Origin of the sequence: Saccharibacillus sacchari (genome assembly GCF_037722395.1) — a bacterium.
GTDB classification, from domain to species: domain Bacteria; phylum Bacillota; class Bacilli; order Paenibacillales; family Paenibacillaceae; genus Saccharibacillus; species Saccharibacillus sacchari_A.
Window position 1 is genome coordinate 168,856 of record NZ_JBBKAR010000033.1, and the last position, 20,773, is coordinate 189,628.

Here is a 20,773-nt window from a genome sequence, read left to right on the forward strand (position 1 = left end):
CAAGTTTGTTTCGCTTTTGACTTCAGGTTTTAAAAACTCCAACCTAACTGGAAGCGAGAAGACGTAGAGATAAATTCAGTGTAGGAATGAAATGTTCGCCTTTGAAATCGAGAAAATTCCAATAAAATTCAATCCATTTTCTCGATTTCAACACGCGACCGGAACGAATTTTTCTCGGAGTCTTCTCGCTTCCTCCCGCACCACACCCTGAGCGAAATAACCTTTCGCTCTTTTTTCATGCGCCGATATAGCTTTCAAGGTTCGCTTATCAATGTTTTATATAAGCAAATCGAAAAACTCTATTAGCCGGAGGCGTTTCAGAGTGATAAAGTTAACAGCAATCAATCCCGAGTAAACAAATGGGTGATATAAAATTAAAGCGGGGGTGCACAAAATGAGTGAGGTTTTCCGGAGAGCCGTGGCTGAAGATGCCCAGCGGCTGGTCGACGTTACGTACGGAGCCTACGAGCTGATTCGCGAGTTGGGATTGCACTGGCCCGCGGCCCATGCCGATATTCCGATGGTGCTGCAAAACATCGAGGCCAACGAGTGTTACGTGCTGGAGGAGAACGGAATCGTGGTCGCCACGGTCACCTACTCTACCAGCGGGGAAGCCAAAGCGATCACAGAGTTGCCTTTTATCAAATGGTTCGCGGTCGATCCCGAATATTCCAACAAAGGCTACGGCGGGCGGCTGCTCGATTGGGTCGAGCGGGAAATCATTCTCGGCAAACACGGACACGGCGAAGTCACGCTGGCGACGGCGAAAAAACATCCGTGGCTGGTCGAGATGTACGAGCGCCGCGGGTACGAGCGCATTCTGGAGATCGATGCCAAAAACGGGGACGGGATCATGTATCTGTTCCGAAAAAATATCGCGGACTATGCATATGCGGACCGCGTTGTGAACCAAGCTTAACGAATCGCCATAATATCAACCACATTCAAAGGGGATAAATAAAATGAATTTCAAAAACAGAAAAAAAAGCTTGATCGTATCTGCACTGGGTCTGATGATTTTGGCTTCCGGGTGCGGAAGTAACAGCGAACCTGCGGCGCAAGCTTCCGGTTCGGACGCGGCTGCGACAAGCGGGAAAGTCACAAAGATCGTTGTCGGCACAGGCACAGGGTTCCCGCAGGTATGCTTTATCGACGAAAACGGCAAGCTGACCGGATTCGACGTAGAGCTGCTGCGCAAGATCGACGAATTGCTGCCGCAATACGAATTCGAGTTCCAGACGATGGACTTCGGCAACCTGCTGCTGAGCCTGGAGACAGACAAGATCGACCTGGTCGCCCACGTCATGGAAAAAAATCCGGAGCGCGAAGAGAAGTACGCGTTCAACTCCGAAGCATACGCGCACTGGCGCAACCGGATCGTCGTCGCCAAAGACAATGATTCGATCCAATCGCTGGACGATCTGCAAGGCAAAAAAGTGCTGACCAGCGCAACCAGCGCCGAAGCGCAAATTTTGGAAAACTACAATAAAGACCATGATAAAAAAATCGATATCGTGTACCAAAGCGGACAAGCCAACGACACGGTCAGCCAAGTCGTCTCGGGACGCGTCGACGCGACGATCGCAGCCGATTTCGTTTTGCCGATCATCGATCCGCAAGGCCAACTGAAGCAAACGGGCGAAGAATTGACGTCGGATGACGTGCTGTACGTATTCCGTAAAGACGACGCCGACGAAAAAGCGCTGTCCGACGCGATCGACGGCGCGGTCAAAGAACTGAAAGAAGACGGAACTTTGAGCGCGCTGAGCACCGAATGGCTGGGCAGCGACGTAACCGGCGACCACGCCGAATAATTCGATCGCGTATATGTATTCAAGCGGATGCCTCGGAGCGACAGCCAGATCGTCGACCTGTCGGCATCCGCACCATTATAAGGGTTTGGGGAAAGGAGACTTTCGATGGGCGCGCCTTTTGATATCGGCTACGTCTTTTCGTTCCTGCCGAAGCTGCTGGACACCTTGGGCGTTACGCTCATGATCGTCGCCGGCTCGCTATTGACGGGGATCGTGGCCGGGTTTCTGGTCGCGCTCCCTCGCATGTATAAAATTCCGGTGCTGCGGACACTGTCAGGCATTTATTTGTCCTTTTTCCGCGGTACGCCGATTCTGATTCAATTGTTCCTGTTCTATTACGGTCTGCCGGAGATTCTGAAGCTGGTCGGACTCGATCTGACCCGCGCTCCGGTGATGTTTTTTGTCATTTTGACTTACGGACTGCACACGGGGGCTTATGCGGCGGAGATGATTCGCGCTTCGGTCGAAGCGGTGGATCGGGGGCAAGTGGAAGCCGCCTATGCTGCAGGAATGACGCCGTATCAAGCTTTTTCGCGCATAATCTTGCCTCAAGCTTTGGGAATTGCGGTACCGGTCTTTTCCAACCTGGTTATCGCCTTGCTCAAAGATACCTCGCTGGCGTTTACGCTGGGCGTGATGGAGATGACAGGCAAAGCGCAAACGCTTGGTACGTTGACCCAACATTTTATCGAGACGTATATTGCGCTGGCGTTCATCTATCTGATTATCAGCTTCACTTTGGAAAAACTGCTGCTTGCCGCCGAACGCCGTTTGACGCGCCATGAGAATAGGGAGGATAAGCGCGAATCGACCTTCCGATTGAAAAAGCGCGGTTCGTACCGGACCGTGATTGCCGATATCAACACCGGGAAAGGAGGCGGAGCCTGATGCAACTTGATCCTTCATTTATTTGGACGGCCTTTTGGCAGCTGCTCGGCGCGATTCCGACCACGCTGTCGATTACGGTAGTATCCGTATTGGCCGGATTCGTGATCGGGGCAGTCACGGCGATGCTTCGCATGTACCGGGTTCCCGTGTTGGCGCAAATCGCTTCGGCTTACGTCACCTTTATCCGGGGAACGCCGATGCTGACGCATCTGTTGATCATTTATTTCGGTCTGCCGATGGTGATCGACGGATTGGCTGAACACTTCGGCTGGAGCTTCCGCTCCGTGTCGATTCCGATGATCGGCTTTGCGTACATCTCGTTCTCGATCACGGCGGGCGCTTATATGTCGGAAGTGGTGCGCGCGGGGATTCTGGCCGTGGATCGCGGACAAGTCGAAGCGGCGCAATCCGTCGGCATGACCACGTTCCAATCGCTGCGCCGTATCGTGTTCCCGCAAGCATTGGCGGCGGCGCTACCGAACTTGGCGAACTCGGTGATCGGCATGCTGCACGGTTCGACGCTCGCTTTTGCCGTATCGGTCGTGGATATTAACGCCAAAGCCCAGATCGTGGCTTCGACCAATTGGAAGTTTTTCGAGGCTTATCTGGCGGCGGCGCTGATCTTCTGGGGATTGACGGTGTTGATCGAACGCGTCGCGGCTTTGATCGAAAAAAGAGTCGGCGCATACAATCGGGGAGGTGTCGCATGATCGCATTGAGCCATATATCCAAATCGTTCGGGCGCAATCAGGTGCTTCAGGATATCAGCTTGAACGTCAATACAGGTGAAGTGGTCGTGATTCTAGGGCCGAGCGGATCGGGCAAAACGACTTTGCTGCGTTGCGTGAACTACTTGGAAAAGCCGGGCAGCGGACAGATCGCCGTCGGCGATTTTCAGGTCGATTGCTCGCGCGCGCGTCGCGGCGATATTTTGCAGCTTCGGCGCAAAACGGCGATGGTGTTCCAGCAGTACAATCTGTTCCGGCATAAAACGGCTTTGGAAAACGTGATGGAGGCGCTGCTGGTTGTCAAAAAACTGCCTGCCGCCGAAGCCCGCAAACGAAGTATCGCGCTGCTGGAAAAAGTCGGCCTCGGCGCCAAACTGAACGAATATCCGAGCCGTCTGTCCGGCGGACAGCAGCAGCGCGTCGGCATCGCCCGAGCGCTGGCACTCGAACCGGAAGTGATTCTGTTCGACGAACCGACGTCCGCCCTCGACCCCGAACTGGTCGGCGAAGTGCTGGAAGTCATCCGCGGGATCGCCCGCGAAGGCATCACCATGATCGTCGTCACCCACGAAATGGGCTTCGCCCGCGACGTCGCGAACCGCGTCGTATTTATGGACGGCGGCGTGATCGTCGAAGAAGGAACCCCGGACGAAGTGTTCCAACATCCGAAAGAAGACCGGACCAAGCAGTTTCTGCGTAGAATCACGCCAGAGGCTAATTATAGTATTTAGTGTGAATCATGAGGCGAAGTCCAGTTATGGACGGAACCGCGTGATTCACACAAAAGTGGCATTAGCAAGGCTGCCGAAGCCCTATTAAAGGGCGCGCCGTGCTAATGCCACAGTGAATAAGGAGGTAGAGTCCAGTCATGGACGGAACCGCGTTATTCACACAATTGTCTTCGCCAAGGCTGCCGAAGCCCTGTTAAAGGGCGCGCCGCGGCGAAGACACCGAAAACCCGGCAAATCTAACTAACGTCTATCTTGAAGACGTTGATCTTTCAAAATCCCTTATACAAGGGAAGCGAGAAGCGGAGGGAGAAATTCAGTGAAAGGCGCCTTGAACGAATTTCTCTCGCAGTCTCGCCCCCCACGGCTCAGAAAGGAGGCCTACTATGCCATCCCTATCCTCTTCATCCACCGTCCTCACCGCCGAAGACTGGATCGCGATCCGACGTCACCTGCACCGTTTCCCCGAACTCTCCGGCGAAGAATACGAGACGACCGCTTATATCAAGCGAACGCTCGAAGCAATCGGAGTCCGTATCGTGGATTACGGACTCAAAACCGGCGTGATCGCCGAGATCGGCAACGGCGAAGGACCGATCGCCGCACTGCGAGCGGATATCGACGCCTTGCCGATTCAGGAAGAAACCGGACTACCGTTCGCGTCGGAAATTCCGGGCAAAATGCACGCCTGCGGACACGATTTCCATACCGCCGTCCTGATCGGCGCCGCCCAGACGCTTAAGCTGCGAGAGCAGGAACTGCCGGGCACGATCCGGCTGCTGTTCCAGCCTGCCGAAGAACGGGCCAAAGGCGCCAAACAATTGATCGAAGCCGGCGCGCTGGAAGGCGTTGGCGCGATCATCGGCCAGCATAACAAGCCGGATCTGCCTGTCGGCACGATCGGCATCGATGCCGGGCCGATCATGGCGGCATCCGACGGTTTTACCGTTACCGTCAAAGGCGTGGCTACGCACGCCGCGGTGCCGGAAGCCGGAGTCGATCCAATCGTCGTTGCGGCGCAGATCGTCTCCGCGCTTCAGACCATTACCGGACGCAGCATCAGCGCGCAGGAACGGGCCGTCGTCAGCGTCACGCAAATCCATTCGGGGAACACATGGAACGTGATTCCCGATACCGCGATCCTGCAAGGAACCGTCCGTTCGTTTAACGAAGAGGTACACGAGCGGATCAAGGAACGTTTTGCCGAGATTGCAGGCGGCGTCGCCGCAGCTTTCGGAGCGGAAGCGTCTGTACGCTGGAGCGGCGGCCCGCCTCCGGTCGTGAACGATCCGAAGCTGACTCAACTGGCAAAAGAATCGGCATTTTCGCTAGGGTTGAACGTTGCTTCCGGCGTTACATCACCAGCCAGCGAAGACTTTTCTTTTTACCAGCAAAAAGTTCCCGGCGTATTTCTGTTTGTCGGAACGTCCGGTAGCCAAGAATGGCATCATCCGGCATTTGAACTGGATGAAGCTGCATTGCCGGACGCTTCCGCACTTTTGGCTGAGCTGGCTATCCGTGCATTAGGCGGGCTAAATACGTCAGGTTAATTTTTAAAAAATAAAATCAAAGCATGAAAAATTCATAAAAGAAAACCTAAATAAATCAAAACCCGAAAAGGAGGATTTTTTATGAGCAAATCTGTAATCGAGGACTTTCTGGATACCCATGCCCGTCTGACCCAAGCGATCGAAGGATTGGACGAGCAACGTCTAATCTGGAAAGCGGCATCGAATAGCTGGAGCGTTACCGAAGTATTGGGCCATCTGGCCGATCACAGCATCGTCGTATCGTTCCGGATTCGCGCGGTACTGGCCGGAACGACGGAAACGCTGCCGGCTTTTGCTCAGGACGAGTGGGTAGAGAATCAGCATACCAATTCAGGCTCCGCGCAAGACATTCTGGCTTTTTTCCAGGCTCAACTGCGATATAACGGCCTGTTGCTGCGCCGTCTGGAGCCGCATGAATGGGAGAAAAGTGGCGTGAATGCACAAGGGAATACCGTGAGTATTGCCGATATCGCACGCGGCTTCTCCGCGCACGTGGATCGCCATTTGGGACAGATTGACCGGATCAAAGCCGCACAGGCGGCAGCGAGCAAAGCGTGACCAAAGAATGCCACACTTTATTGCTAACCGAAAAAGGATGCCCCAAAGCCATAACCAAAGCTCGGGACATCCTTTTTTTCAGGGTACAATCTTTCTGTCAAACATTCAGTCGGCCGAATCCGCACAAAAAAACCGCAATCCCGAAGGATCACGATTTTCTTTTCTTGCCTATAATCGGGATGACACGATTTGAACATGCGACCCCCTGGTCCCAAACCAGGTGCTCTACCAAGCTGAGCTACATCCCGTAAGAAGTATTTCTTACAAAATTAGATTATACGCTCCCCAAAGCTAGACGTCAAGCATTTTTCGAAAAAAGATCTCATCCAGTAATCTTTCTCTTTTAATCTTTTTCACTTCTCTTCCAAAAAGGCACTACTCGCCGCCCGTACTCTCAACAGATCCTATTCCTTGCGAAGCTTAAGCGGAGGGGGAAATCAGTGAAAATACAGGTCTTCAAAGAAGACCTGCGGTAACATAGACGAAGAGGTTGGCCTTTGAACCCGGAAAACAATCCATTTAAATTTCAATCAAGTTTTCCGGGTGAGACAGCATCTTGTGAGGCATTTCGAAGAAATGCACTTCGGGAGCATATGCTGGCAATTTCCCCCGCAGCGCCCCCCAGCTTCCCAACGAAAAGGATCTAAAAACTCGCGACCTCAGGCGAGTAATGCCTTTTCACCCGCTCATATTCGGCGGACGTGATCCCGAGCACCGTCCCATGCTTGAACCCATAAGGGAAACTAAAACTCTCATCCGACCGCACAAACCGCCCGTCCGCCAAGCTGTCGGCAATAAAAGGTACATATCCCTGGCCTTCTCCCGGCACGCCGTAGTAGTCGATCATAAGGCACCATTTGCCGTTCGGAAGCTTGAACGCCGTCGGCGCTTCGTATAATCCCTGCTCCAGCTTCGCCATCTCCTCGTCAAACGCGTCGATACGCACATAATCATCGCCTGCGACGGAGCTGCCTTTTTCCAAAATCAGTGTCTCCGGGTTCGCCTCGCTTTTCAGGAATCGGTAAAAGAATCCGTCTTCTTCGTAGATCGCCGAATCGATAATCCCGCTATCCGCTTTTTGAACCAACAACTGCGGAGCGGAGAATTGTTTAAAATCCCGCGTGCGCGAATAATAAATGCCTTTTTCCCCATAGCCATTGCTTTTGTGCGAGGATGACCAATGGACCACATAGTCGCCTTCCTTGGGATCGCGAACGATATCGGGTGCCCACAGGCAGCCAAAGTTATCGTCGCCAAGCTCGACAAGACACTGCTCCGACCAATTCACCAGATCGTCGGACTCCCAAATGCACAGGGATTTGCTGCCGCCCGTTCCGATATTCGCCCAGTCGCCTTTGTATTTCCCATGAAAAGAGTTCGCCAGGCTAAGGTCGGTTGCGAGAATGACAAACTTTCCTTCGTCCGTGCGAATGATCGTGTGGTCACGTACGCCTTGTTCCCCGAGCGTGCTTTCCAGTACATAATGTCCACCGTTCACGGACTCCCAATTGAATCCGTCACGGCTGAGCGCGAAATACACTTGCTCGCCGTCAGGGGTTGGTTTTTCCTTGAAATGCACGAAAAGATAAGCGTCCACTGCATATTCATCTCCTTAATCGGATTTCTTTCCCAGTATAGCGGTTTGCCGGAAAGTGAAACAATGAATTATACTGGCTAAAAACTGACGAATCGTGCTCGATCGGAAAGGCAGGAGAGTCATATGCTTCAGTTAGTGAGCTGTGGAAGCCGCTTTACGCACAGAGAGGGGATTAGCATCGAGCGCCCGCAAGGAGCGGGGAATTATGCTTTTGTGTTTTTTCGTTCGCGTGCCGAAGTGAAGGTGAATGGACGGATCGAGCAGGCAGAGCCCAACTCATGTATCCTGTTCTCGCCAAACTCCGACCATGCGTATCGCGATCTGGAAAAACCTTTCGTTAATGATTGGATACATTGCGAAGAGCAGGAACTGAAGATGTGGCTGGAGCGGTTGGATTTTCCGGTAGACCGGTTGATTGTTTCTGCCGATCCCGTGCTTGTGCCCAGATGTGTGCTCGACGTACAGCATGCGGAGCGAGAAGAGGGACCTTACCGCGATGAAATCATTGATTTGGAGCTGCGTGGCCTTTTTGCCAAGCTGGCTAACGGTCTTGCACGCGACGCGGTACCTGCCAGAACGAACCGTTACGCCGAATCTCTAGTGCAGCTTCGAAGCGACCTGTACGGTTCGCCGGATGCGCGTATGTCGGTCGAAAGCTTGGCGGAACGCGTGAGTTTGAGCAAATCCTATTTTCAGCATTTGTACAAAGAACTGTTCGGTTGTTCCGTAGTGACGGACATGATCCGGGGGCGCGTCGAGTATGCCAAGTATCTGTTGGGCAGCACCCGATTGTCGGTCGGCGAAATCGGCAGGCTGTGCGGATACGAGAACGAGACGCATTTTATGCGGCAGTTTAAGCAAGTGACGAGTGTGACGCCGGGAGCTTATCGAAAAACGAACCGTTAAAAAACCTGAACAATTTCAATTGCTTCCGGCAAACTCCGCGGGTATAATCGGAGCCATAATGAAACCCATTTCACATTTAGACAAATCCACGGGGAAAGAGGAATGCAGATGCGACCGGTGACCGTATACGATATCGCAAGAGAGGCTAATGTGTCGGTGGCTACGGTATCGCGGGTGCTGAATAACACGGCGCCCGTCAAAAAAGAAACAAGGGAACGTATCGTTGCGCTGATGCACAAGTACCAGTTTCAACCGAACGCGCTGGCCAGAAGCTTGACGCGCAAGGAGACGGGCATGATCGGATTCATTTTGCCGGACATCACCAATCCTTTTTTCCCCGAGGTGTTATCCGGATTCGACTACGAAGCGCGCAAGTTGGGCTATACGTATTTCCTCTGCGATACGATTTCGACCAACGAGGAGAACGAGCGACTGTACGATCGGCAGTACGAGCGGGAGTCGCAATACCTAAGCCTCCTCATGGAAAAACAGGTAGACGGCATCGTGCTGATCGGCGGACGCGTCGACCTGGCCAAACCCGATCCTGCGTTGACACGGGAGTTGGAAGAGGTCGCGAAGCGCGTTCCCGTGCTGCTGCTGAACGGCAACTTGCCCAAAACCAAGCTGAATCGGGTATCGGCGGATCAAAAGTTCGGCGCGGAGCTTGCCGTGCAGCATTTGATCGAACTCGGACACCGGGATATCGCCGTCATCGGCGGATACGCGAAAATGACCAACACGCAGCAGCGCTTGGCCGGATTCCGCAGCGTTATGAAAGAAGCGGGTCTTCCCGTGCGCAAAGAATGGATACTGACCGAAGGCTTTTCCGTCGCCAAAGGACAAGAGTACGCGGCCAGGTTACTGTCGGGAAAACGTCGCCCCACGGCTATTTTCTGCATGAACGACCTGCTGGCGATCGGCGCGTTGAAAGCGGCGCATCGGGCGGGCATATCGGTGCCGGAAGAGCTGTCTATCGTCGGATACGATGATATTCCGCAAGCGACCTACAGCATTCCCGAACTGACGACCGTGTCGCTCATGTCGCAGGAAATCGGTCGCCAAGCCGCGAAAACGCTGGACAAAATGATCGCGGGGAAAAAGGTTCCGTTGTTTCAATCCGTGATGCCGGAGCTGATCGTGCGCGAAACGACGGCACAAGCGAATGGAAAGGATTCCCAATGATTTTTTTCGCGAAAAAGATTGACAAGCGTTCGAACTGGTATTATTCTGTTGTCAAAAGAAAGCCCTTACATGACGATTTCGAATGAAACGGGTTTCACTAAAAGCTGCAACGTGCTAGGGAGCTATCCGGGAATATCGCTTAACTCGTATTTTTAGGTATGAGAATAACGCATAAACCTGATCATATAGCTCCTTTTTATCGCGTTAAAAATGTAATCGGTTTCATTCGAAGTCCGTTTCGCCGACCAGAGAAGGAGGGGATTGTATTGTCTGTACTGACCGAGAAAAAATCGAGCATGGAGCTTGCCGACAAGCGGACCGGATCATGGTGGAAAAAGTTCAAAAACAATCGCACGCTGTTGATCATGTGTTTGCCCGCTATCGTGTTTTTCGTCGTATTCGCATACTTGCCGATGCCGGGTTTGTATCTGGCGTTTATCAAGTATAACTACTCCGACGGCATCTTCCACAGCCCGTTCGTCGGGTTCGAAAATTTCCGGTTCCTCGTCATCACCGGGGATTTGTGGAAGCTTACCTTCAACACCGTCGCGTACAACTTGGCGTTTATCCTGCTGGGGAACGTGCTGCAAATCTTCGTGGCCGTGCTGCTCAACGAACTGAGGGGAAAATGGTTCAAAAAAGTCTCCCAGACGCTGATGTTTCTGCCGCACTTTATCTCCGCCGTTCTGATCGGCCTGATCGCGTACAACATCCTGAGCTACGATTACGGTTTGCTGAACGGCATCTTGCAATCGCTCGGCATGGAACCGGTCAAAGTCTATTCGACGCCTAACGCCTGGCCGTTCATCATCGTGTTGACCTACCTTTGGCAAGCGACCGGTTACGGTTCGATCATCTACTTCGCCGCCATCATGGGTCTCGACAACGAAGTGGTGGAAGCGGCCGAGATCGACGGGGCGAACGCGTTCCAGCGTATCCGCTACATCGTGCTTCCTTGGCTGAAACCGACGTTCATCATCCTGCTGCTGTTCTCGCTCGGAGGCGTGCTCAAAGGCAACTTCGGTCTGATCTACAACCTGGTTGGCGCCAACAATACCGCATTGTACGCCACTACCGACATCATCGAGACTTACGTATTCCGCTCGCTGATGACCAACTTCAATTTCTCGCTGGGCAGCGCGGTCAGCCTGTACCAGTCGTTGTTCGGCTTCGCGATCGTGCTGACCGCCAACTGGCTGGTGCGCAAGCTGTCGCCGGAAAATTCACTCTTTTAACAGAAGGAGGGCTAAACAATGGGCGTTATGGATGAAAAAATGCAAACCGAACGTCGCGCGACGGACCGAAGCAGTCTGTTCATTCGCGGATTCAGTTACGTATTTATCGGCGCATTCGCGCTATGCTGCTTGCTGCCGTTCCTGCTCGTGCTGGGTACCTCCTTCACGTCGGAAGCATCCGTCAAGCAAAGCGGATTCAACTTCTGGCCGAAAGAGTTCAGCACGTTCGCTTACCGGATCGTTCTTGAAAATCCGACGCAGATTCTCGGTTCTTACGCGGTTACGATCGGCATCACGGTTGTCGGCACGGCGATTGGTTTGTTGATCGTCGCCATGACCGGTTACGCGCTTCAGCGTCCCGATTTCCTTTTCCGCAACAAGATTTCGTTCTTCATTTACTTCACGACGTTGTTCTCCGGGGGATTGGTACCGTTCTACCTGCTGATTACCCAGTACCTGCATCTGAAAGACAACTATCTTGCGGTGCTGCTGCCGGGTCTGCTTAGTCCGTTCCTGATCATCATGATGAAAAGCTTCGTTCGTTCCATCCCGCACGCGATCACCGAATCGGCCAAGATCGACGGAGCCGGAGACTTCACCATCTTCGTCAAACTGATTCTGCCGATGACGACGCCGGCGCTGGCGACGATCGGATTGTTTATCGCACTCGGCTACTGGAACGAATGGTACAACTCGATGCTGTTCCTGTCGTCGGACATGCAGTTCAGGCCGCTCCAGTTGTATCTGTACAACGTGGTCACCAAAGCGGACGCGATCCGAAATTCCGCAGCCGCATCCAACGTGCCGCTCAGCGATGTGCCGATCGAGACGATGAAGATGGCGATCGCCGTCATTGCAACCGGTCCGGTCATCCTGTTCTATCCGTTCGTTCAGCGTTACTTCATCAAAGGCATTACGGTAGGCGCAGTCAAAGGCTGATTGCTCCCCGTTCTATAGAGTTTCTGCGCCGTAAGCCAGTTTGAAGATTTTGGCATCCACCAAATCGTTCGAAGGGGGTATACAGATGTTCAGATGGAAAAAAAAGACCATGGCTTTATTGATGGCGACAATGCTGGTGGTATTGTCGGCCTGCGGAGGCGGAGGTGACGGATCGACCGCTTCGACCGGAACGAATTCGGACGGCAGCGTAGATACGTCGAAGTTCGTCAAGATCAGTTATGTCGTGCTCGGCGACAAACCGCAAAACGGCCAATTCGAAGCGGTAATGGCCAAAGTCAACGCGATCATGAAAGAAAAAATCAACGCCGAATTGGAATGGAAATGGGTGGAGTGGGCGGATTGGCAAACGAAATACAATCTGCTGCTCGCTTCCGGCGAACCGGTCGACCTGATCACGATCGGCACCGACTGGCTGGATACATGGGCCAACGCGCAGCGCGGAGCGTTCACGAATTTGGACGATCTGCTGCCGACGTATGCGCCTGAAACATGGAAGTCGATTCCGGAAGAAGACTGGAACGAAAGCAAATACAACGACAAAATCGTTCTGATTCCTGAAAACGATTACACGCAATGGGTCAACCACGGCTTCTTCTATCGCGGCGACTGGGCCAAAGAAGCAGGCATTACCGAGCCAATCACTAATTGGGAACAAATCGGCGATTATCTGCAATATATCAAAGACAACAAACCGGACGTGATTCCGTGGGATATGGCTTCCGGCGCGCAAACTTGGGGCGGATACGTGCAATCGTATACCGACAACTTGGAGTTGCCGATCTCGACAGGCTACATGCCGGTATTCACGGCCGTATCGAACGACGAGAAATACACTGTCGCCGAACCGGTCTTCAGCGACACGATGGTGGATTACGCGAAATTGATGAAAGAATGGGCGGACAAAGGGTTCTGGCGCGAAGATGCCCTGAACAACAAAAACGACAACCGCGTCGCGCTCAAAGCCGGATTGTCCGGTCTTGACCAGCACCATACGCAAACGTTCTCCACGCTTCGCGTCGAAATGGACAAAGCGCAACCGGGTTCCGATCTGCAAATGTTCGCTTTCAACACGACAGGCGGCAAAAACCTGATGGAACTGTCGATCACGCACGGCGGCACGTCGCTGGGCGCGCACAGCAAAAATCCGGAACGCGCGCTGATGGCGTACGACCTGATCCGCAACAACGAAGAAATTTACCACCTGATTAACTACGGCATCGAAGGCGTGCAATACGATCTCAAAGACGGCAAACGCACGCTGCCGGAAGGTTATGACCAAACGCGCGACCAATTCTACTCCGACTTCTGGGGCGGACGGATGGACAAATTCGAGATTCCGAGCGATACGGTCTGGGATAAGATCGGCGACGTGTACGCCGAATACGACAAGATCAAAATCCCTTACCCTTACGGCCAATTCGTATTCGACAAAACACCGGTTGAAAGTGAGCTGACCGCGATCTCGCAAGTAGCGGGCGAACTGGGTCCGGCGATCAACTTCGGCAAAGTCAGCGATCCGGTACAAGCCGTTGAAGAATTCCGCGCCAAACTGAAAACAGCCGGTTACGACAAAGTCAAAGCCGAGTTGCAAAAGCAATTGGACGCGTACAAAGCGAAAATGGAAGCGCAGCAGTAAGTTCGCAAAAGCCCTCGGATTCCCGACCGGAGTTCGAGGGCTTTTTCGTATGGATGAAACAGGCAAAAGCATTGAGCAAAATTTCCTGGGATTACCGCAACAAAGCGCGCATACGAAAATGAGGCATTAATGGTATACTCGCTGTGACGAGGGCAAGTCCGCAAGTCATCGGCAACGCGGCGGAAAACGCGTTGCCGATACTTACGGACTTGCTTCGAAAAGGGGGAAAACCAATGAACGACGAACTACAGAAAAAAGACGGGATCGAGCGGTTGACCGAAGCGTTCGAACTTGTGTTGCCGATCGTGCAGGATTTATTTCCGATCGACGTCATGTTCGCTTTGACCGACCGGGAACAGTTTCGCGCTTATCTGCCGGGTCAGGAAGTCGATATCCCGATCAAACCGGGAGCCGCGATTCCGCCGCAAAGCGGCATACGCAAAGCTCTGGACGAACAGCGGATCGTCAGCGCCAATCTGGACGCGGGCGTATACGGCACGGCATTCAAATCGGTATCCAAACCGATACCGTCTGAAGACGGAAGCCGTACCCCGGCCGGCGTGATGACGCTCGGCATCAGCTTGCGCAACCAGCAGGTGCTGGACGGCGCGGCGGAGCATCTGGCCGTCAGCTCGGGCGAAGTGCGCGCCGCGACGGACGAGATCGCCGGAACCGCGACCGAACTGGCCGCCGAGATCGCCGAACTGCAAGAAATCGGGCGCGGCGTCGTGGCCGAGCTGCGCAAAACGGACGAGATCTTGTCGTTTATCCGCGAAGTGTCCGAAAACTCGACGCTGCTCGGCATCAACGCCTCGATCGAAGCCGCGCACGCCGGCGAGCACGGGCGCGGCTTCGGCGTCGTCGCCGCCGAAATCCGCAAAATGGCCGAATCGAGCGCGTCTTCCACGCGCGAGATCGAAAATATTCTCAAAACGATCCGCACCCGGATCGGCAAACTGGACGAGACGCTAGTCCGCTGCTCGGAGCAAAGCGAACAGCAAGCCGCCGCCACGCAGCAGATCGCGGCTTCGATGGAGCAGTTGGCCGAATCGGCGACAGGTATCAAAGAAATCGCGAAGCTGCTGTAAAGCTGTAGGAAAGCTATTGGAAAGCTGTTAGAAAGCGAAGCGAGAACAAGGATCGCCGATCATGAAGACGAATTTTCACGGCGATTCGCCGTTGTCGGAGTCTTTTCGGGTCGCGATTTTTCCGTGGAAAAAGCCGCTCCCTTTCAAGGAGCGGCTTATCAATAATAAGTACCAATATGCACTTATTTTCTTTGAATATCGTCTTTTTTCGCAAATAGATGCTCAAATGCAATTAATTTTTATTTTTTAAGCCGGATAGAACCGTTTTTCTTAAAATAATTGCATCTGAGCACTTATTTTCGGATTCGGATAAAATAAACGCAAAATAATTGCACATATGCACTTATTTCGCGTTTGCTCAAAAGTTTCAACCTCGCAGTTTGCCCGCCCGTTCCTCGTCTTCTTTCGCGATTTCCCGGCGCCATTCGTCCAGCTCCGGCAATACGCGGCCCAGCATGACGCAGCAGGCGTAGATGGACTCTTTTAACTCCACGTAATCTTTGTCATAGCCGATCTTAACCAGCTCTTGCACGACCGGTACAGCCTGTTCGGAACCGAGTCGGCACAGGCCGTCGGCGAGTTTGGCGATCCGGGTGAAGTGGTCTTCTTTTTCCAGCAATGCGATCAATGCTTCTTCGGCCGAAGGCAGCAAGATGCGGGAGATAATGTCAACAAGACTCAGCAGCAGAAAGCCGTCTTTTTCTTCATTATACATCTGCACCAGCTTCTCGATCACCTCTTCGCTGCCTACGCGAACGAGCGCATCGGCAGCTTGTTCGGCGACCAGATCGTTATCGGACTTAAGCGCGTCGTAGAACAGAGGGAGAGCATAGGAGATTTTGAGTTTGCCCGCAGCCTGGATCATGTACACGCTGCGAATCGACTCCGGATCCAGCGTGTACTGCTCCTGAAGTTCGTCCATCGTCTCGCGGGGTTGCAGCATTTCGCGTTCGATCAGCTCGGAGAGCAGTAGATCAAGCTTATCGTAGTCGATATCGCCGTAATCCAGCCCGCTGTTTTTTTGCGTTTCTTCATTAAAAAGGTTGCGGACGTCCGCGTCGCTTAGATCGGAGATGCGTACACGTTCCGCCGCTTCCTCATGCCAGTCTTCGTCCAGCGACTTGATCTGTTCCAGCACCGGCTTGAGCAGATCGGGATTGCTGCCGAGCAGCATACGGGACAGGAAGATGCGCGCGTTTCCTGTCACCATGCGCGCGTTCAGCAGATGAAGCATGGCTTGCACGGTGATTTTGGTTTGCGGAAAAGCGGCTGCGCGGTGCAGATAGACGTCTTCTTTGCGCGGCGCGGACACCAGCTTTTCCAACACCAGCGCTGAGATATCCTGCGGGTATTTATACGTTTCGGCCAAAAACCGGATCGCCGCGTTGCTCACCAAAGGATCGGCATGCGTGATAAACGGTTTGACTTGATCGGGATTGAACATAACGGTATTCCTCCTTGTAATAAAAAGCTTCGCAGCAAAAAGACGAAGCCCGCTTTCGGCTGTCGGCGCGGCGCGATCGCGTGTCCGATCTTCGCCGCCGCGTCCGGGAGCGCCTATCAGTATACCATAGCTTGAGGGCGGAAGGCGCGGAGTAATTCGCACGCAAGTCATTGACTTTCCGCTTTTGTTTTCTATATAATAGGGGCATTGCGAAGAAGAATAGAAGCAAGACTCGTCGATGATGAGGAGCAGTAGGCAGGTGGGCGTTTCCAAGAGAGCCGGCGGGTGGTGGAAGTCGGCAGCGGACCCTGTGCGAACTCGCCTCGGAGATATGCAGGCAGACGGCGGTACATCCGCTTTTACGGAAAAAGACGTCCGGCCGCATCGGCTTATCCCCGCTATCGGATCATTGAGTGAGCGGCTTGTCCGCTAATCAGGGTGGTACCACGGGAAGCAATGCCTCTCGTCCCTGGCGTTTACGACGCCGGTGGGCGGGGGGCTTTTTGATTTTAGAAGCGAAGGGACAGATGACGATGAGCGAAAAAAACGAGCAGGCGACCGCAAGCGGTTACCGCGCGCAGACGATCGAACCGAAATGGCAGCAAAAATGGGACGAGGAAAAAACATTCAAGACCGACGATACGGACAAAAGCAAACCGAAGTTTTACGCGATGGACATGTTCCCGTATCCGTCCGGCGCAGGACTGCACGTCGGTCACCCGGAAGGCTATACGGCGACGGATATCGTTTCCCGCTACAAGCGGATGCAAGGCTTCAACGTTATGCACCCGATGGGTTGGGACGCGTTCGGCCTGCCTGCGGAACAATACGCGATCGACAACGGCGGCCACCCGCGCGAGTTTACGCTGAAAAATATCAATACGTTCCGCCGTCAGATCAAGTCGCTTGGTTTCTCGTACGATTGGGATCGCGAGATCAGTACGACTGACCCGGAATATTTTAAATGGACGCAATGGATTTTCCTGCAACTGTACAAGCGCGATCTGGCTTACGTGGCGGAAATTCCGGTTAACTGGTGTCCGGCGCTCGGAACCGTGCTGGCGAACGAAGAAGTCATCGACGGCAAAAGCGAGCGCGGCGGCCATCCGGTCATCCGCAAACCGATGCGCCAATGGATGCTGAGAATTACCGCTTACGCCGACCGCTTACTGGAAGATCTGGAAGAGCTGGACTGGCCGGAAAGTCTGAAAGACATGCAGCGCAACTGGATCGGCAAATCGCAGGGCGCGGAAGTAACGTTCCAGGTGGAAGGCACGGACGAGCATATCGCGGTATTCACGACTCGCCCGGACACACTGTACGGAGCGACTTATTGCGTACTGGCGCCGGAGCATCCGTTGGTGGAGAAGATCACGACGGAGCACGAGAAAGACGCCGTCAAAGCTTATCAGGAAAAAGCGTCGCATAAAAGCGATCTGGAACGTACCGACCTGAACAAGGACAAGAGCGGCGTGTTCACGGGCGCTTATGCGGTTAATCCGGTCAACGGAGCGAAACTGCCGATCTGGATCGCCGATTACGTCCTGGCCGCTTACGGCACGGGCGCGATCATGGCGGTTCCGGGACATGACACGCGCGACTGGGAATTTGCGAAAAAGTTCGGCATTCCGGTCATCGAAGTCGTTAAAGGCGGAGATGTCGAAAAAGAAGCGTACACGGGCGAAGGCGAGCACGTCAATTCCGGCTTCCTGGACGGTCTGAACAAAGAAGACGGTATCGCGCGCATGATTCAATGGCTGGAAGAAGGCGGAAAAGGCGAAGGCAAAACGACCTACCGTTTGCGCGACTGGTTGTTCAGCCGTCAGCGCTACTGGGGCGAGCCGATTCCGATCATCCATCTGGAAGACGGAAGCATGAAAGCCGTGCCGGAAGACAGCCTGCCGCTGCTGTTGCCGGAGATGGACGAGATCAAGCCATCCGGTACAGGCGAATCGCCTTTGGCGAACGCAACGGATTGGGTGAATATCGTCGATCCGGAAACGGGTATGAAGGCACGCCGCGAAACCAATACGATGCCGCAATGGGCGGGCAGCTGTTGGTACTACCTGCGCTACCTTGATCCGAATAACGACCAAGAGCTGTGCAGCAAAGAAAAATCGGATTACTGGATGCCGGTCGACCTGTATATCGGCGGAGCGGAACATGCCGTGCTTCACTTGCTGTACGCGCGCTTCTGGCACAAAGTGCTGTTCGATATCGGCGTAGTCAACACGAAAGAACCGTTCCAAAAACTCGTTAACCAGGGCATGATCCTCGGCCCGAACAACGAGAAAATGAGCAAATCGCGCGGCAACGTTATCAACCCGGACGAGATCGTGAACGAGTTCGGCGCGGATACGCTGCGGATTTACGAAATGTTCATGGGACCTTTGGAAGCGACCAAGCCTTGGAACACGAACGGCGTGGAAGGCTCGCACCGTTTCCTGTCCCGCGTGTACCGGATGTTCGTGGACGACAACGGCGCCCTGAGCGCGAAAATCTCGGATACCGCAGGTACGGACGAGTTCAAACGCACCTGGCATAAAACGATCAAAAAAGTGACCGAAGACATGGAAGCTCTGCGCTTCAACACGGCAATCAGCCAATTGATGATCTTCACGAACGACGCGTACAAGCAGGAGCAACTGCCGCTTCAAGCGATGCAGGACTTTATTCAACTGCTGTCGCCGCTCGCGCCGCATATCGCCGAAGAGCTGTGGGAGAAGATCGGACGTACGGACAGCCTGACGTATGCCGCATGGCCGCAATTCGACGAAGTCTGGACGACGGAATCCGAAGTCGAGATCGTCATTCAAGTGAACGGCAAGATCGTACAGCGTGCTAACGTCCAGAAAGATTGGGATGCGAAAGCGCTGGAAGATCACGCGATGAGTCTGGAAAACGTACAGAACGCGCTGGCGGGCAAAACGATCCGCAAAGTGATTGCCGTGCCGGGCAAATTGGTCAACATCGTCGCTAATTAATACCTTTAAATCAGACAAGCTATCCGTAGCTTGTTTTGCGGAACATCTGGCAGAAACCGGGAGGCGGGGCGAACTTCGCCTTGACTCCCGGTTTGGCGTTCCGGCAGATCGCTGAAAAGGGAGTGGAAGAACAGTATGGGAAGCCATCCGCGCAAGGATTGGGATACCTATTTTATGGACATCGCCTTTATGGTTTCGACGCGTTCGCAATGTCCGAGACGTCAGGTTGGCGCTGTGTTGGTACAAGGTAAAAAATTGCTCGGTACCGCCTACAACGGCGCGCCGATGGGTGTGCCGGACTGCTCGGAAGACGGCTGCATGATCGCGGAGGAGTATGAGCTGGTTAAAGACGGCGGTGAGGAAAAAGTAGTTAAAAAGCAGCGCTGCGTACGCACCATTCATGCGGAGCAGAATCTGCTGCTGTTCACGGATCGCGCCGACCGCGAAGGCTCGACGGTGTATGTGACCGATGAACCGTGCTGGACCTGCGCCAACATGCTGGCAAACAGCGGCATTACGGAAGTCGTTTTCTGCCGCGCTTATCCGAAAGACAGCGGCAAGGTACGGATGATGATGCAGCAGAAAGGAATCGTATTCCGCGGCATTGAACATTACCGGCCGCCGACTCCCGCTGCCGAGCCGGTTTCGTAAAGGAACCGTCCTTTTTGATCGGAAAGGGGAGCCGCAAAGCGGATGTTGACTTTATGCTTGCCGGCTTTCTATAATAAAAGTATTCATCGGTTCATCTCCGTTATCGGATGAAAGGGAACGGCAAGCGAAGCACGCATAGCCGTTAACTGGGGATTCACATGCGGGAAGCATAACCTCCCGTCCCCGGCGATCATAGCCGGGGACGGGAGGTTTTTTGGTTTTTGGATGTGCGGTCGTTGGCTGAATAAGCAGGAATGTCATTCGGGAGGCGAAAAAATGAAAAAGGAATTATTGTGGGCAGCTTGCCTATCTGTCGTGCTTGGTGCGGGGGTTCTGTTTTTGTCGGGAGGCAACGATGCGGAAGGTGTCCCTTGGAAGCCTTTGAATGAGCAACTTGAGACGGCTTTAGCCGTGCAGGAAGGAACGCTTGAGGCGACGGCTGAAACCGGTGAAGGTAATCAGGTGGCTACGCAAGAATCGTCAGACAAGGAAGCGAATGTCCCAGCGGCAACCGAACCGCTTGTCTCGCAGCCTACCGTCGCAACTTCCGTTGCGGCAACCGGGATGCAGGATACAACCCCGGTTCAACCGGCCGCTTCTACGATTCCGGTTCCAATCAGTGACGGCAAAATCCATATCAATTCCGCAGATGCCAACATGCTGATGGAATTGCCCGGCATAGGCGAAAAGAAAGCCCAGGCTATTCTGGATTATCGCACGCAGAACGGGCCTTTTCAGAATGTGACGGATATTGTGAAGGTCAAAGGGATCGGCGCCAAAATGTTGGAAAAAATGCTGCCGGATCTGGCTTTGTAAAAGGCGTA

At 53.6% G+C, this 20,773-nt stretch carries 19 protein-coding genes and 1 tRNA gene; 17 read left to right on the forward strand and 3 right to left on the reverse strand.

Translation table 11 applies throughout. The features are described from left to right. Nucleotides 1-394: 394 nt before the first annotated feature. From WKI47_RS09680 to WKI47_RS09710, 7 genes are all read left to right on the forward strand, one after another. Nucleotides 395-919, forward strand: a complete 525-nt coding sequence (locus tag WKI47_RS09680; RefSeq protein ID WP_340226937.1) for a GNAT family N-acetyltransferase — start codon at nt 395-397, stop codon at nt 917-919. 43 nt (nt 920-962) lie between these two features. Continuing rightward, nucleotides 963-1,814, forward strand: coding sequence for a transporter substrate-binding domain-containing protein (locus WKI47_RS09685; RefSeq protein WP_340226938.1), 852 nt, complete (start codon nt 963-965; stop codon nt 1,812-1,814). 105 nt (nt 1,815-1,919) lie between these two features. Beyond that, the gene (locus WKI47_RS09690) at nt 1,920-2,702 is read left to right on the forward strand and encodes an amino acid ABC transporter permease (protein WP_340226939.1); all 783 of its coding nucleotides are present in this window, start codon (nt 1,920-1,922) and stop codon (nt 2,700-2,702) included. Further along, nucleotides 2,702-3,412: an amino acid ABC transporter permease gene (locus WKI47_RS09695; protein ID WP_340226940.1), complete on the forward strand. Its 711-nt coding sequence runs from the start codon at nt 2,702-2,704 to the stop codon at nt 3,410-3,412. The genes WKI47_RS09690 and WKI47_RS09695 overlap by 1 nt, the downstream gene beginning before the upstream one ends. Then, a complete protein-coding gene (locus WKI47_RS09700) occupies nt 3,409-4,161 on the forward strand; it encodes an amino acid ABC transporter ATP-binding protein (protein WP_340226941.1) in 753 nt (250 codons plus the stop codon). Before WKI47_RS09695 ends, WKI47_RS09700 begins: the two co-directional genes overlap by 4 nt. 383 nt (nt 4,162-4,544) lie before the next feature. Beyond that, complete coding sequence (locus WKI47_RS09705) at nt 4,545-5,708, forward strand: amidohydrolase (protein WP_340226942.1); 1,164 nt, start codon at nt 4,545-4,547, stop codon at nt 5,706-5,708. Nucleotides 5,709-5,789: 81 nt separating this feature from the next. Continuing rightward, nucleotides 5,790-6,266: a DinB family protein gene (locus WKI47_RS09710; protein WP_340226943.1), complete on the forward strand. Its 477-nt coding sequence runs from the start codon at nt 5,790-5,792 to the stop codon at nt 6,264-6,266. A gap of 174 nt (nt 6,267-6,440) precedes the next feature. On the opposite strand, the gene WKI47_RS09715 is transcribed toward WKI47_RS09710, so the two are convergent. Next, nucleotides 6,441-6,514: transfer RNA gene (locus WKI47_RS09715), tRNA-Pro, on the reverse strand. Between the two features lie 395 nt (nt 6,515-6,909). Continuing rightward, nucleotides 6,910-7,863, reverse strand: coding sequence for a glycoside hydrolase family 43 protein (locus WKI47_RS09720; protein WP_340226944.1), 954 nt, complete (start codon nt 7,861-7,863; stop codon nt 6,910-6,912). Between the two features lie 123 nt (nt 7,864-7,986). Between WKI47_RS09720 and WKI47_RS09725 the strand changes: the two genes are divergently transcribed. The 6 genes from WKI47_RS09725 (at nt 7,987) to WKI47_RS09750 (ending at nt 14,870) form a co-directional block, all read left to right on the forward strand. Beyond that, a complete protein-coding gene (locus WKI47_RS09725; protein ID WP_340226945.1) occupies nt 7,987-8,769 on the forward strand; it encodes an AraC family transcriptional regulator in 783 nt (260 codons plus the stop codon). A gap of 102 nt (nt 8,770-8,871) precedes the next feature. Further along, nucleotides 8,872-9,951 (forward strand): LacI family DNA-binding transcriptional regulator, encoded by a 1,080-nt coding sequence (locus WKI47_RS09730; RefSeq protein ID WP_340226946.1) that lies wholly within the window; start codon nt 8,872-8,874, stop codon nt 9,949-9,951. Between the two features lie 296 nt (nt 9,952-10,247). Beyond that, entirely contained in the window at nt 10,248-11,186 is a 939-nt protein-coding gene (locus WKI47_RS09735; RefSeq protein ID WP_340227499.1) for an ABC transporter permease, read from the forward strand. A 39-nt stretch (nt 11,187-11,225) separates the two neighbouring features. Then, the gene (locus WKI47_RS09740; protein WP_340227500.1) at nt 11,226-12,125 is read left to right on the forward strand and encodes a carbohydrate ABC transporter permease; all 900 of its coding nucleotides are present in this window, start codon (nt 11,226-11,228) and stop codon (nt 12,123-12,125) included. 85 nt (nt 12,126-12,210) lie between these two features. Continuing rightward, the gene (locus WKI47_RS09745; protein WP_340226947.1) at nt 12,211-13,782 is read left to right on the forward strand and encodes an ABC transporter substrate-binding protein; all 1,572 of its coding nucleotides are present in this window, start codon (nt 12,211-12,213) and stop codon (nt 13,780-13,782) included. 233 nt (nt 13,783-14,015) lie between these two features. Next, nucleotides 14,016-14,870, forward strand: coding sequence for a methyl-accepting chemotaxis protein (locus WKI47_RS09750; RefSeq protein WP_340226948.1), 855 nt, complete (start codon nt 14,016-14,018; stop codon nt 14,868-14,870). A 367-nt stretch (nt 14,871-15,237) separates the two neighbouring features. Here WKI47_RS09750 and WKI47_RS09755 read toward each other — a convergent pair whose 3' ends face one another. Beyond that, nucleotides 15,238-16,314 (reverse strand): HEAT repeat domain-containing protein, encoded by a 1,077-nt coding sequence (locus WKI47_RS09755; protein WP_340226949.1) that lies wholly within the window; start codon nt 16,312-16,314, stop codon nt 15,238-15,240. A 259-nt stretch (nt 16,315-16,573) separates the two neighbouring features. On the opposite strand from WKI47_RS09755, the gene WKI47_RS09760 reads away from it, so the two are divergent. From WKI47_RS09760 to WKI47_RS09775, 4 genes are all read left to right on the forward strand, one after another. Further along, nucleotides 16,574-16,747: a hypothetical protein gene (locus tag WKI47_RS09760; RefSeq protein WP_340226950.1), complete on the forward strand. Its 174-nt coding sequence runs from the start codon at nt 16,574-16,576 to the stop codon at nt 16,745-16,747. Nucleotides 16,748-16,847: 100 nt separating this feature from the next. Then, on the forward strand, nt 16,848-19,298 hold the full coding sequence (gene leuS, locus WKI47_RS09765) for a leucine--tRNA ligase (RefSeq protein ID WP_340226951.1): 2,451 nt from the start codon (nt 16,848-16,850) through the stop codon (nt 19,296-19,298). A 135-nt stretch (nt 19,299-19,433) separates the two neighbouring features. Then, entirely contained in the window at nt 19,434-19,949 is a 516-nt protein-coding gene (locus WKI47_RS09770; protein ID WP_340226952.1) for a dCMP deaminase family protein, read from the forward strand. A gap of 276 nt (nt 19,950-20,225) precedes the next feature. Further along, nucleotides 20,226-20,765 (forward strand): ComEA family DNA-binding protein, encoded by a 540-nt coding sequence (locus WKI47_RS09775; protein WP_340226953.1) that lies wholly within the window; start codon nt 20,226-20,228, stop codon nt 20,763-20,765. The last annotated feature ends 8 nt before the right edge of the window (nt 20,766-20,773 follow it).